The organism is Streptomyces sannanensis (assembly GCF_039536205.1).
GTDB classification, from domain to species: Bacteria; Actinomycetota; Actinomycetes; order Streptomycetales; family Streptomycetaceae; genus Streptomyces; species Streptomyces sannanensis.
Map to the genome: position 1 here is coordinate 270,113 of NZ_BAAAYL010000001.1, position 12,583 is coordinate 282,695.

Consider the following 12,583-nt stretch of genomic DNA (forward strand, 5'->3'; position numbering starts at 1 on the left):
GTGGTTCCCGATTCAAATCTCAGGAGGTCAACAGAGGTTTCGTCATGCCGGGATGATCGTGTGCCCGATCGTGGAAGCCACCTCCGGGTGGCCGAGGTACTCCTCGATGCTGTGTGCCCGGTCGCGCGCGTTGGCGACGGCCAGATCGGTCAGTTCGCCCTTCCAGCTGTCCCCCAGCGGGCATCCGATGGCAACGGCGTCGGTCGGGCACCATGCGTTCAGCCAGTGGGCCACTCGTTCCGGGCGCTTGGGGCCACCGACGAGCAGGTGGCTGTAGACCGCGTCCAGCCCCAGGGGGCTGCCGGCGGTGACGAGCAGGGTGAGGTCCAGTTCCGGGGAGAGTCGGGTGATGAGGTCCATACCGACGACCGTGCCGAGGCTGTGGGTCACGAAGACGACCTCGCCGGAGGCGGGCATCGTTTCCAGCACGCAGTCCAGGACCGCATCCCGGACGCCCGGGTCGTCGAGGTACGCGGCAACGTCCCGGAGGATCGTGGCGATGACCCACTCGTCCAGGTCGGTCTTGGCCGCCAGCCAGCTCAGCTCCCGCTGCAGGGCCCCGACCACGGAGCCCCCGAACCGCTCGGGGGCCAGCCGGCCCTCCTGAGGCATTCCCGAACGGCCCGCCGCCTCCGCAATCAGTCGTTCGTACGTCTCTCTGGACGGGCCTGCGGGTGCACATGCCTCCGCCACCGGCGCGGCCGCCAGCTCCTCGAAGGAACGGGGAACGGCTTCATGCTGCCGGACGACCTCCGTGAGCCTGTCGCCGTAGTACGGGAACCAGGTGTCCGCCGGATCGATCGGAGTGATCCCGGCGCGGGTGAGCCCCTGGTTCAGCCCTGCGGTCCAGTCCCGGCGGAGCTGCTCGGGGTCCTTGCCCTGCTGGCTCCTGCCGTGCAGGAAGACCAGGTGCCGATTGCCGCCGAAGGCCGTTCTCCGGGCTCTGAGGCCGACGTGTGCGGCGGCCGCTTCGCGAGTGGGCCGTGGCACGGCGACGGCGGGCGGAACGACGGCTGCGGGCTGCAGAGGAGGTTGCGGTGCGGCTGCCGCCTCCTGGAGGCCGGAGTCCATGCCCATCTCGCCCAACAGGGCGCGTCGCGTGGGATCGAGCGGCACAGTGGCGAGGTGCTTGAGGATGGAACTGACGCGTACGCCTTCGTTCGACACCCAGTCGATGGCGTCGTCACCGTCGCCGGGCTGCCAGACCTGCCCGTCCTTGCGCAGGGTGCGGCCCTGGGCGTCCTTCTTCGGCACACCGCTGTGGTGCAGGGCCACCACTTCCCACTGGTCGTTGTAGACCGGCGAGCCCGAGTTCCCGGGCTCGGTGTCGGTCTTGTAGTGCAGGAAGTCGTCGAGCCGGACCTGGAGCGCGTTGTCGCGGACGGCGATCTCCTTGAGGCGGCCCATCGGGTGACCGATGACGTTCACCGGCTCACCGATGACCAGCTTGCCCTGCTGGACGCTGAGCCTGTTCCACCCGAACACCTCCCCCGGCGCTTGGCTGTCGCTGACGGGGCGGACCAGCACCAGTGCGAAATCGAGTGCCTCGTCAGCCAGGAAGAAGGCGCCGGGATCGAACTCGAGCCGGACGGGCGCAGCGGGGGTGTTGTCGATGGTCACCTGGGCGTCGAACTCGACGAAGCACTGCTGCACGGTCGCCGGGTCGGACAGTACATGGTGGTTGGTCATCAGCAGGCGTGGCGACACCAGGAAGCCGGTGCCGAGGGGCAGCTCGCGTCCGTTCTCCCGGACCGAGATCCGGGCGACGGTGCGCGCCACCCGTGCGCCGCGCGGCAGGAAGCTCCAGGCCTGCAGCTCCTTGGAGAGGCCGAGGATGCGTTCGTACGCGGCTGGCGCGTCCAGCGGCTCCTCGCGGATGCTCTCGACCACCGCCGCGGCGGGCACCCCCTGCCGGTCGAGCAGCCGTGTGGCGCGGACTGCGAGGGCCTCCGGGGAATCCGGGAACTTCACCCCGGCGTCCTGCCGGCGCTCGATCGATTGCCGCTCGGCGCTGGTCCGGGCATAGCGCTCGGCCGCGGCCTCGGCGTGCTTCAGCTGTTCCGCGCGTGCGTTGTCCGTCACTGCCATGGGACACCCACCAGTCCTGTGCTCGTACGACCCGCTTCCAGCAGGCACACGGTCAGCGATGCGGCGCAACAGGAGAGATGCGTTCGGGGTACGGGGAGAGGCCGACATGCGGTCGCCCGGCCGTCGGTCTCAGGTCTGTTCCTGTGTGTCGCGGTCGCGCACCGGCGGGATGTTGTTCGGGCCGCCCACGGCGTTCAGGACGGCCTGACCCTGGTCGTCGACGAGCCGGGTGAAAATCTGCTGGGCGTAGCCGAAGACAATGGCCCAAGCGATGATCTGCGCCGACGAGTCGAGGGCCGACAGTCCGGGCACGAACTCCCCGCGCATCAACAGCAGTCCCAGCACCGCGGTCAGTGCGCCGGTCGGCAGCTTCAGCAGTGCCAGCGCCACCGGCACGTTGTACGGGGTCGAGGTGCCCTTGATCCGGCGCAGCGTGGCGGCCGCAGCGACGGAGGCCGCCACGAGCCCGACGAGCTCAACGACGAGGTAGTCCCACGAGGAGCCGGCCTGGGCGTAGCCCTCGGTGGCGGTCTTGGGGACCAGTTCGCTCCGGGTGGGACAGACGATGTCGAAGGAGTCGAGCTCGGGGCGGGGCTGCCGGAAGCACAGTGGTACCAGCTGCGGGAACAGGCTTCCCAGCACCGCGACCGCCACCGCCATGACCATGAGGCCGAGCGTCACGAAGAGGACGACACGGACGAAGCTGAGAACGCGGAGGTGCTCGCGCTGCAGGGCCTGGCGGGCGACGCCCGCCGCGTCGATGAGCGCCTCGCGCTCCTCGTAGCTGAGCGGCTTCGCCTCCGCCTTCGGCTTCAGAGCGTTCTTCGCGATCTGCTCGACCCGGACCCTCCGGGGGTCGGTCTCGGCGAGATGTTCCCGGACCAGGGCCAGCAGGTTGGGGATCCTCGCCGTCACGTCGTCGAGCGGGGCGAGCCGCAGCAGGAGGTTCAGCGCCGCGTCGAGATGGGTCTGCGCCGCGGCAAGATGTGCCGAGGCCAGGCGTCGGGGACAGTCACAGTGGTTGAGCGCCTCTTCGGCGATGCAGAGTTCGACGGCCGCGCTCTTGTAGAGCGTCGGCGCGGCCGCCCGCACGGTGGGGTCGGCGTCCTGCTCCGCACGTTGCTTCTTGGTCTCCAGCAGCGCTCGTAGTTCACCGATGCGCGAGCGAATCCCCTCGCGGAGCTCCCACTGCCGCTTCTCGCACTTCTGCAGGCTCCGATGCTTCGGTTGATGATCGGACATATCGCCGACCCTCTCCGCTTCCGCGGCGTGGCGCCGTCGCCGGCCGCACCCCGGTGGCCTCATCACCTTCTCGATGCTTGCAGCCGGAACATATCGGCGCAAAAGATACCCATTTCCCTGAACTGATGCTACGAGCAGTTCGGGGGCGTCACCGGGCTCTTCATCCCGCCCTCAAGATGCGTGCGCACAGTCGTTCCCATAGCATTATTTGGGGGGAATTACACCTTATGTCGCGAGAGTAATCGTGCGCTTCCGCTGTCGCCGGAAATCTGTCGCACCCTCTCAGGGAGACATCATGCCCAAGCAAAGCGCTGCCCGCCGCCCCGTCTCCGTCTACGCGCTCGCCGGAGTCAGGCTCTTCAACGGGGTCACCGGCCTGCTGACGCCCAACGTACTCATCCGGCGCCTCGAACCCGGCCGTGAGCTCAGCCCGGCGGCCGTCTACGCCTTCCGGCTCTTCGGGATCCGTACGATCCTGCTCGGCCTCGATCTGCTGACCAGCCGTGGCGAGCAACTCCGGGAAGACCTGCGCGAGGGCGTTGTGATCCACAGCAGCGACACCGCGACCGCGGCCATGCTCGGGATCCGCGGCCAACTGCCACCCCGTACCGCGGCCCTGACAACCCTCATCTCGGCCACCAACACCATCCTTGCCGCCTCCGGGGCGGCCGATGTCTCCGCCAACAGCCGCCCCGTGAAGGGGAAACGGAAGTGACCACCGGGCCTGCGGCCGGCACTGTCGAGACGGGCTTCGACTATGTGGTCGTCGGTGCGGGAGCCGGCGGTGGCCCCCTGGCGGCGAATCTTGCCGCCGCAGGCATGCGTGTCCTGCTCCTCGACGCGGGCGGAGACGCGGAGAACGACAACTACCTGGTGCCCGCCTTCCATGCCGATGCCTCCGAGGACCCGGTCCAGCGCTGGGACTATTTCGTGCGGCACTACGCGGACGAGCATCAGCAGCGGCGCGACAGCAAGTTCGTGCCGGACAGGGGCATCCTCTATCCGCGCGCCGGGGCGGTCGGCGGCTGCACCGCGCATCACGCGCTGATCACCGTCTACCCGTACAACGCCGACTGGGACGCGATCGCGCAGGAGACGGGCGACGACTCGTGGCACAGCACGGCGATGCGCCGTTACTTCGAGCGGCTGGAGCGCTGTACCTACCGGCCGAGGCCCAAGGAGCCGCCCCGGAACCCGCTCCTGGCGGCGCTGCTGAAGGCCCTGCCCTTCATCGGGGCCCGCTACCGCAACGACGCGCGGCACGGATTCGACGGCTGGCTGCCCACCTGCCTCGCCGACCCCGAACTGGTCATCCAGGACAAGCAGTTGCTGAAGGTCATCCTCTCCGCGGCACAGGACTCGCTGGCCGGCTTCCTCGGCCGGCCCCTCTCCCCGCTGGAGGGACTCGGCGCCTTCGTCGATCCCAATGACTGGCGGGTGCAGACACAGGCTCTGCAGGGGCTGTGGCAGATCCCGATCTCCACGGCGAACGGACGGCGCAGCGCCGCCCGCGAGCGCGTCCAGGCCGTACGGCACAGCCACCCGGACAATCTGGTCGTCCGCACCAACGCCCTGGTGACCCAAGTGGTGCTGGACGAGAGCGGCTCGGTGGCGACCGGCGTCGACTACCTGGACCGGCCGCACGCCTACCGGGCCGACCCCCGCAGCCAGGACGGCCTCGGACCTCCGGTCCGGCGCAGGGTGTTCGCCTCGCGTGAGGTGATCCTCGCCGCTGGGGCTTTCAACACGCCCCAGTTGCTGATGCTTTCGGGGATCGGCCCGCGCGAGGAGCTGGAGCGGCACGGCATCCGTGTACGGGTCGACCTCGCGGGCGTGGGGGCCAATCTGCAGGACCGTTACGAGGTCGGCGTGGTCAGCCGGATGGACCGCGAGTTCCCGGTCATCAAGGACTGTGACTTCCACGCCCCGCGGCCCGGAGCCGAACCGGACCATTGCTACCAGGCCTGGCAGCGCGGTGAGGGTCTGTACACCACGAACGGTGCCGTCGTGGGCATCACCCGCACGTCCCGCCCGGAGCTCGACGTCCCGGACCTGTTCATCTTCGGCGGCCCGTTCGACTTCCGCGGCTACTACCCCGGTTACTCGCTCGACCTGACACGTCACCGGGACCGCTTCACCTGGGCCATCCTCAAGAGCCGCACCCACAACACCGGGGGCCGAGTGCGCTTGCGCTCCGCCGACCCCCGGGACACCCCACTGGTGAACTTCCATTCCTTCACCGAAGGCACGGACAAGGACGGTCTGGACCTCGAAGCGACGGCCGACGCGGTGGAGTTCGTACGCGGGATGAACCGCAAGGCCGACTCCGTGATCCTCGAGGAACTGTGGCCCGGCGAGGAGGTCCGCGGCCGCGACAGCGTCCGCCGCTTCGTACAGGACGAGGCCTGGGGTCACCACGCCTCCTGCAGCTGCACGATGGGCAGGGCCGACGATCCCTCAGCCGTCGTGGACAGCCGCTTCCGAGTGCGCGGCGTGGACCGCCTGCGGATCGTCGACGCCTCCGTCTTTCCCCGCATTCCCGGATTCTTCGTCGCCGTCCCGATCTACATGATCAGCGAGAAGGCGAGCGATGTGATCCTCGACGATGCGTCCCGCCCCGGAAGCGCCAAGGCATCGTCGCACCCCGCGAACCGACCAGGGACCCAAGGAGCAGCGCGATGAAAACGCAACGAACCACCCCCCGGCAATCCGGCTCCGGATACCGCTCTTCACTCCCCTGGCGGATCGTCACCGGCGCCGCCCAGTATGTCGACCGGCACATCGGCTGGAACAACCTGGCCGTCATACCCGGCCTGCTGACCCTCCTCGGACTGCGCGTCAGACTCCGCCAGAAGAACCTCCACGACACCACCCGGCTGCCGTCCGTCGATCTGCCCGATCCGGCGCCACCCTCCGCGAGCCACAAGGTCAACCGGACCGCCGACGGCAGCCACAACGACCTCGACGAGCCGCGCATGGGCATGGCGGGCACCCGCTTCGGCCGCAACATCCCGCTCGACAGGATCGTCCCGGCCACGCCCGAGTCCGTGCTGTCCAGGCCGAACCCGCGCGAGGTCAGCCGTGCCCTGCTCACCCGCGACGGGCTGATCCCGGCCGAGTCGGTGAACTCTCTGGTCGCCGCCTGGCTGCAGTTCATGATCCGTGACTGGTTCAGCCACGGTACGAGCCCCACGGAACGGCCCTGGGAAGTCCCCCTCATGGACGACGACCCGTGGCCGGAGCGCCCCATGCGGATCATGCGGACACCGGACGACCCGACCCGCGACCCCCGGGCTCCCGCAGGCACGCCCGACACCCGCGTCAATGTCTCCTCCCACTGGTGGGACGCGTCCCAGATATACGGGACGAACGAAGAGGAACAGCGCCATATGCGCAACGGCGAGCTGGGCAGACTGCGCCTGTGGGACGAGCAGACCCCACTCACGTCCGACCCGGCTCGTGATCCCTCGCGCGTTCCCGGCTTCTGGCTGGGCCTCGCCATGATGCAGAACCTGTTCACCCGGGAGCACAACGCGATCTGCGACCATCTGCACGCCGCCTATCCGTCCTGGGGCGACGAGGAGCTGTTCCAGAGGGCCCGGCTCGTCAACGCCGCGCTCCTCGCCAAGATCCACACAGTTGAGTGGACACCGGCTGTGATCAGCCACCCCACCACCGTCAAGGCCCTGCGGGCCAACTGGTGGGGCATCGCGGGCGAGCGCGTCCACGATCTCTTCGGCCGGATCAGCGGGAGCGAAGTCGTCAGCGGCATCCCCGGCGGCAGCACGGACCACTACGGCATCCCGTACGCCCTCACCGAGGAGTTCGTGGCCGTCTACCGCATGCATCCGCTCATCCGCGACAAGTGGCACCTGCGCTCCGCGGCCGACAACACCACCCTGAGCCACTGCACCTTCCGCGACATCGCCGGTCCCGAGGCACTGAAGGTCCTGAAGAACACGCCGATGGCCGATCTGCTCTACAGCTTCGGCACGCTCCACCCGGGGCTGGTCACCCTGCACAACTTCCCCAGATTCCTCCAGGAGTACGAGCGCCCCGACGGCCACCTCCAGGACCTCGCCGCCACCGACATCCTGCGCAGCCGGGAACTGGGGGTCCCCCGCTACAACGAGTTCCGGCGACTGCTGCGACTGAAGCCCGCGGAGAGCTTCGAGGAACTGACCGACAACCCGACGTGGGCCAAGGAGATCAGACGTCTCTACGAGGACGACATCGAGAAGGTCGACCTGACGGTCGGGATGTACGCGGAGAAGCTGCCGGCCGGATTCGCCTTCAGCGACACGGCATTTCGTATCTTCATCCTGATGGCGTCGCGCCGGCTGAACAGCGACCGCTTCTTCACCGAGTACTACACCCCCGAGGTGTACTCCAAGGCGGGCCTGGCCTGGATCGAGGACAACTCCATGGTCACCGTCCTGCTGCGCCACCACCCCGAGCTGCGCACGGCCCTCGCGGGCGTGACGAACGCGTTCACGCCGTGGCGCACCACGCGGAGCGGCAGGAGTTCCTGACGGCCCGGTGCAGAGCTCGGGACGGCGTCCCGTCCCGGGCTCCGGTCAGCCGCCGATCCCCGACGCGGTGAGCAGGACCAGCACGACGGTCGTGACGGCGGCCAGCCCGTGCCCGGCCACAACAGTGACCGGGAAGTACGCCTCGACGGGCCCGCTGTCGGCTCCGCCGGCCTGCGCGGTGACGTGGCGCCGGTACACGGGGATCCAGCGCACGAGCAGGGTGAGGCCGAGCAGAACGACCGGTACGAGCAGCCCGAAGGCGGTCCACGCCAGTGCGCCCGCGTCGCTGATCACGTAGAGGATCCATACGACCAGTCCGGCGGCGGCGAGCGCGAAGTGCCCGAACACGACGGGGACGGGCAGGCGGCTGTCGTGGCTGTGAGGTCCGCCGCGGGAGAACCAGGTGGCGAGCATGTAGAAGCCGCCGAGAGCGGTGACCGCCCACATGGCGAGTGCCGCGATGTCCATGAGAGTTCCTCCATGTCCGGGGCGTGAAGGCGTTCCGGACGGCACACCCCCGACTGACCCTTCAACTGTTCAGCGTGTCTCCTTCGCGCCTCGGATGCTGCGGCTGCGTCCGCGGAACTCCGCGATCACCTCGTCGCCGCGCAGGATGCTCACGTCATAGATGCCGCTGCGGCCGAAGCGGGTGCGTTCCTGCGCGGCCGCCAGGAGTACATCGCCCTCGTGCGCGGGGGCGATGAAATTGATGTCGGCGCCGGCCGCGACGGTCACCGGGCCATGGCTGTTGCAGGCACAGGCGAACGCGGTGTCGGCGAACAGGAAGAGATATCCGCCGTGGGCGATCCCATGCCCGTTCACCATCGCCGACGTCACTGTCATCCGGAGAACGGCAGTGCCTTCTCCGTGCTCCAGCAGTTCGATGCCCAGACTCCGGGACGCCTCGTCCGCGGCGAACATCGCCTCGGTGGGGCTGGATATCGCGTCACTGACCTGCGTCATGTTTCCACCATCTTGTCAACCGACCGAACATTCGGTTAGCGTGCGCACGGCCAAGTAATCCAGCCTCCGAACTGCCTGTCAAGGGGTGGAACGCATGTCCGAGAAGGCCTTCGAGCCCCTCGAGTCGCGTCGGCCCGCACCCATCGAGGAGTCCGCACATGTCTGACGAGGTCTACCTGATCGACGGGGCACGCACCCCGCAGGGCCGCTACGGCGGCGTTCTGGCCTCCGTACGCCCCGATGACCTGGCGGCCCTGGTCGTCGGAGAGGCCGTCCGCCGCGCCGGGCTCCCGGGCGAGGCCGTGGACGAGGTGATCCTCGGCGCCGCCAACCAGGCCGGCGAGGACAACCGTGACGTGGCCCGGATGGCCGTGCTGCTGGCCGGGCTGCCGCACACGGTTCCCGGCTACACCGTGAACCGGCTGTGCGCCTCCGGCCTGACCGCCGTCGCCTCGGCCGCCCAGGCGATCCGGGCCGGTGAGGCCGACGTCGTCGTCGCGGGCGGCGTGGAGTCGATGACCCGCGCTCCGTGGGTGATGGAAAAGCCGGGCACTCCGTGGGCCAAGCCGGGCGAGGTGCACGACACCTCGTTGGGCTGGCGCTTCACCAATCCGCGCTTCACCGCCGCCGACCGGGCCGTGCCTGCCGGTGCCGGGCCGGAAACGGTGAAGTCGACCTTGTCGATGGGTGAGACCGCCGAGGAGGTCGCGGCTCTGGACGGCATCACCCGTGCCGAGTCCGACGCCTTCGCGCTCCGCAGTCATCAGCGGGCGGTCGCGGCCCAGCAGGCGGGCCGCTTCGACCGGGAGATCGTGCCGGTGCCGGTCAAGGGCGGCGAGGTGACACGCGACGAGGGCCCGCGCCCCTCCACGACACTGGAGAAGCTCGGAAGCCTGCGGACGATCTTCCGCGAGGACGGCATCGTCACGGCGGGCTCGTCCTCACCGCTGTCCGACGGTGCCGCCGCACTGGTGGTGGCGAGCGGGGCGGCCGTCCAGCGGTACGGGCTCACCCCGCGGGCCCGGATCGTCACCTCCGCGTCGGCGGGAGTCCAGCCCAACATCATGGGCCTCGGCCCGGTCCCCGCCACGGAGAAGGCCCTGTCCCGTGCCGGCCGGCAGATCGGCGACCTGGACGCGATCGAACTGAACGAGGCCTTCGCCGCACAGGCCCTGGCCGTCATCCGGCGCCTGAAGCTCGACGAGGAGAAGGTCAACGCCGACGGTGGCGCCATCGCGCTGGGCCATCCGCTGGGCTGCTCGGGCGCCCGAATCCTGCTCACCTTGATCGGACGGCTGGAGCGGGAGAACGCCCGCCGTGGTCTTGCCACCCTGTGCGTGGGTGTCGGGCAGGGCGTCGCGATGCTCGTGGAGCGCGTGTGAGCACACGCGTCGGTCCTCCCGCCCTTGCTATGTCGGCTGAGGGCCGAAGAGCAGGTCGTAGCCCGGAGGGAGCTGGAGCAGGAGCCGTCGCATGAGATCGTCACCGGCGGCGTCCGCGGTCACGCTGAGTACGGCACCGACGTCCCATTTCGCGGTCTGTTCCGTGGCTCCGTCGATCCACGCCGCTGTCGCCCGGACGAACCGCTCCGGGGACAGCGGCTCCGCGGCCTGGAGGGGATTGAGCAGGATCAGGGCGTACGTCTCCGGCAGCCGGGCAGCGAGTTCGGTGCGCTCCTCACCCACCAGGTGTGCGCCGAGCAGGCCGAGAACGACGCGGGCAGCGCGTTCCGCTTCCTGTTCCGAGGCGTACTCGCCGCGCTCCCGCACCTCATCGAGGAACGCTTCCCATCTCATGGGCATCCTCCGGCCCCCTTCCGGCGCGCGGAGGGCGGGGTGAAGCGGAGAAGATCTCCGCTCCGCGCACGCCGCGCGATTTGAGGCGTCAGCCGCTGATCTGCCTGGGCGGACTGCCCCTGCACCGACGGCGTTCCTGCGGGGCTCGGCGCGCTCGGCAATCGGGATGCGCAGGTTCAGGACACCTGCGTCCTGGTCGGCCCTGATGTGTTCCGTATCGAGCGTATCGGCGAGCATCAGCCGGCGCGAGAAGACGCCGGCGGGCGACCGGCGCTCGGGCACACGGACGAGATTTTCCTCCTGGTGCTCATCAGACCAGGACCTCGTGGACATAACACCAGCGCCAGTCCTCGCCCGGCTCGAAGGACTGCATGATGGGGTGGTCGACGGTATGGGCATGCAGGCGTGCGTGCTTGAACGGCGAGGAGTCGCAGCATCCGACGTGACCGCAGATCAGGCAGAGCCTGAGGTGCACCCAAGAAGTGCCGAGGCGTAGGCACTCCTCGCAGCCCTGGGGAGTGCGCGGCGTCACCGGGCGCACGAGCGAGAGATGTGGATCGGCCTGCTTCATGGCGGAGCCTCCTTCCGTCGAGGGTAGGTCACCGGCGGCCGGAGACGGTCTCCTCGACCCATTCGCGCAGGGCCTGGGCGGGCGCCGCCCCGCTTGCCTGGCGATCACCTGCCCTCTGTCGAGCAGGAGCAGCGTCGGGACGGCCTGGACCGTTCCTGGTACTCGCTCATGTCCAGGCGGACCATGCTCTCCTCGCTGTCGAACAGCGCCGCGGCGAGCGCTCAGTCGTGCTCGGGGAGCCGATAGACGCGGCGAGCGTTGTCGCATGCCGTCCATGTGGCGATACGGACCGCGTCGGGCAGGCTCAGCTCGTCCTCGTCCACCCGCTCCTGGAGCAGCGAGGCCAGGCCTCGTCGGAAGGCCAGTGCGCCGAGATGGTAGAACTCCGCCACCCCGTAGGCGTCGGAACTGTAGAGCAGCTTGCGGAACGGGGTGATCTCAAGTGCTTCCTCGAGGATGGCCCGGGCCCGAGAGGGCCCGACGTAGTGCAGGGTGAGCCCGACGTCGAGGTACACCTGTGCGAACACCGTCGCCAGGTAGGCGGCTTGGCGTTGATAGGGCCAGCAGTGCAGCAGCATCACCGGAATCGTGCCGGAGGTCAGATGGAGCCAGTCCGTGAGGTGGGTGGGATCCACCCGGTGCATCCGGATGTCACTGTCTCCGAATCCGGTGTGCAGCTGGAGGGGCAGACCGAGGTCGACGGCGGTCCAGAGCAGGTGCCGCATGAGCACGGGGTCGTGAAGCCGGCCGCCCCGTGAGCCCGCGGCGAGCCACCGCCGGGCCGCTTCGGTGACTTCCGCGTCCGACGGCCGGCGTGGGTCCAGGTCGAACCCGGTGCGGTACGCGGCGACGGACTTCACCGCCACCGCGCCTCGCCGTTCCACGGCCTCCCGCGCGGCCGCGAGGAACGTGGGGGCGTACTCGTCCGGCTCCACCCCCGCGGCCGCCACGGCCTCGGCGACGCTCTCCAGTCGTACGACCTCGTACACGGCAGCCGCGCCGCCCGCTGACGCGGCAAGCTCCGCCGGCGTCGTGACAGCGTCCGGTGCGTAACCGGTGTCGAGGCAGAACGCACCGGTTCCCGCGCCGGAGACGAACCTCCGGTTCACCTCGCGCCAGCCGAGCTCGGCCCGACGCGCCACGTACCCCGCGGCGGGAGCGTGCCGTGGCAGGCCCAGCACAGGAGCGCAATGGCGGCGGATGGCCACGCCCACGGGACTGTCGAAGGGCGTGATTCCGCTGTCGGGCCATGCGTCACCCTCGGTGATGAGCGACTCGAAGCTTTCAGGAGCCAGGTCGGCGGTGGCCACGCCATGACAGTGGTGGTCGACGAGGGCCAGTCCGGCGAGGGCCTCATGGACCGGCCCGTCAGTGGGGGACGCGTTGCCCAC

General features: G+C 69.3%; 11 protein-coding genes and 1 pseudogene. 4 read left to right on the forward strand and 8 right to left on the reverse strand.

Features of this window, described 5'->3' with window-relative positions; translation table 11 throughout:
* Positions 1-42 precede the first annotated feature (42 nt).
* Together ABD858_RS01255 and ABD858_RS01260 are read right to left on the reverse strand one after the other, a co-directional pair.
* The gene (locus ABD858_RS01255) at positions 43-2,088 is read right to left on the reverse strand and encodes a trypsin-like serine peptidase (protein ID WP_345033888.1); all 2,046 of its coding nucleotides are present in this window, start codon (positions 2,086-2,088) and stop codon (positions 43-45) included.
* Positions 2,089-2,217: 129 nt separating this feature from the next.
* Positions 2,218-3,330, reverse strand: coding sequence for a hypothetical protein (locus ABD858_RS01260; RefSeq protein WP_345033890.1), 1,113 nt, complete (start codon positions 3,328-3,330; stop codon positions 2,218-2,220).
* 295 nt (positions 3,331-3,625) lie between these two features.
* Here ABD858_RS01260 and ABD858_RS01265 point away from each other — a divergent pair, with 295 nt between their 5' ends.
* Genes ABD858_RS01265 through ABD858_RS01275 form a run of 3 tightly spaced genes read left to right on the forward strand, consistent with a single transcriptional unit; the run spans position 3,626 to position 7,862 of the window.
* Positions 3,626-4,045: a hypothetical protein gene (locus tag ABD858_RS01265; protein ID WP_345033893.1), complete on the forward strand. Its 420-nt coding sequence runs from the start codon at positions 3,626-3,628 to the stop codon at positions 4,043-4,045.
* Positions 4,042-6,012: a GMC family oxidoreductase gene (locus ABD858_RS01270; protein ID WP_345033895.1), complete on the forward strand. Its 1,971-nt coding sequence runs from the start codon at positions 4,042-4,044 to the stop codon at positions 6,010-6,012. The genes ABD858_RS01265 and ABD858_RS01270 overlap by 4 nt, the downstream gene beginning before the upstream one ends.
* Positions 6,009-7,862 carry a peroxidase family protein gene (locus ABD858_RS01275; RefSeq protein ID WP_345033897.1) on the forward strand — a complete coding sequence of 618 codons (1,854 nt, stop codon included), beginning with the start codon at positions 6,009-6,011 and terminating at the stop codon, positions 7,860-7,862. The genes ABD858_RS01270 and ABD858_RS01275 overlap by 4 nt, the downstream gene beginning before the upstream one ends.
* A gap of 45 nt (positions 7,863-7,907) precedes the next feature.
* Here ABD858_RS01275 and ABD858_RS01280 read toward each other — a convergent pair whose 3' ends face one another.
* Entirely contained in the window at positions 7,908-8,330 is a 423-nt protein-coding gene (locus ABD858_RS01280) for a hypothetical protein (RefSeq protein ID WP_345033899.1), read from the reverse strand.
* 69 nt (positions 8,331-8,399) lie between these two features.
* Positions 8,400-8,825: a hydroxyphenylacetyl-CoA thioesterase PaaI gene (gene paaI, locus ABD858_RS01285; protein ID WP_345033902.1), complete on the reverse strand. Its 426-nt coding sequence runs from the start codon at positions 8,823-8,825 to the stop codon at positions 8,400-8,402.
* 158 nt (positions 8,826-8,983) lie between these two features.
* On the opposite strand from paaI, the gene ABD858_RS01290 reads away from it, so the two are divergent.
* On the forward strand, positions 8,984-10,207 hold the full coding sequence (locus ABD858_RS01290) for a thiolase family protein (protein WP_345033904.1): 1,224 nt from the start codon (positions 8,984-8,986) through the stop codon (positions 10,205-10,207).
* A 27-nt stretch (positions 10,208-10,234) separates the two neighbouring features.
* Here ABD858_RS01290 and ABD858_RS01295 read toward each other — a convergent pair whose 3' ends face one another.
* The 4 genes and pseudogenes from ABD858_RS01295 to ABD858_RS01305 form a co-directional block, all read right to left on the reverse strand.
* Entirely contained in the window at positions 10,235-10,627 is a 393-nt protein-coding gene (locus ABD858_RS01295) for a DUF2267 domain-containing protein (protein ID WP_345033905.1), read from the reverse strand.
* Between the two features lie 147 nt (positions 10,628-10,774).
* A pseudogene (locus ABD858_RS36670) lies at positions 10,775-11,020 on the reverse strand (Hsp20 family protein); the annotation flags it as partial.
* Positions 10,932-11,192 carry a UBP-type zinc finger domain-containing protein gene (locus ABD858_RS01300; RefSeq protein WP_345033906.1) on the reverse strand — a complete coding sequence of 87 codons (261 nt, stop codon included), beginning with the start codon at positions 11,190-11,192 and terminating at the stop codon, positions 10,932-10,934. The pseudogene ABD858_RS36670 and the gene ABD858_RS01300, both read right to left, overlap by 89 nt.
* Before the next feature lie 221 nt (positions 11,193-11,413).
* The gene (locus tag ABD858_RS01305; protein ID WP_345033907.1) at positions 11,414-12,583 is read right to left on the reverse strand and encodes an amidohydrolase family protein; all 1,170 of its coding nucleotides are present in this window, start codon (positions 12,581-12,583) and stop codon (positions 11,414-11,416) included.

Coding starts and splice junctions, on each gene's coding strand:
- ABD858_RS01255 (WP_345033888.1), bottom strand. CDS start 2,088: ATGGCAGTGACGGACAACGCACGCGCGGAACAGCTGAAGCACGCCGAG.
- ABD858_RS01260 (WP_345033890.1), bottom strand. CDS start 3,330: ATGTCCGATCATCAACCGAAGCATCGGAGCCTGCAGAAGTGCGAGAAG.
- ABD858_RS01265 (WP_345033893.1), top strand. CDS start 3,626: ATGCCCAAGCAAAGCGCTGCCCGCCGCCCCGTCTCCGTCTACGCGCTC.
- ABD858_RS01275 (WP_345033897.1), top strand. CDS start 6,009: ATGAAAACGCAACGAACCACCCCCCGGCAATCCGGCTCCGGATACCGC.
- ABD858_RS01280 (WP_345033899.1), bottom strand. CDS start 8,330: ATGGACATCGCGGCACTCGCCATGTGGGCGGTCACCGCTCTCGGCGGC.
- paaI (WP_345033902.1), bottom strand. CDS start 8,825: ATGACGCAGGTCAGTGACGCGATATCCAGCCCCACCGAGGCGATGTTC.
- ABD858_RS01290 (WP_345033904.1), top strand. CDS start 8,984: ATGTCTGACGAGGTCTACCTGATCGACGGGGCACGCACCCCGCAGGGC.
- ABD858_RS01295 (WP_345033905.1), bottom strand. CDS start 10,627: ATGCCCATGAGATGGGAAGCGTTCCTCGATGAGGTGCGGGAGCGCGGC.
- ABD858_RS01300 (WP_345033906.1), bottom strand. CDS start 11,192: ATGAAGCAGGCCGATCCACATCTCTCGCTCGTGCGCCCGGTGACGCCG.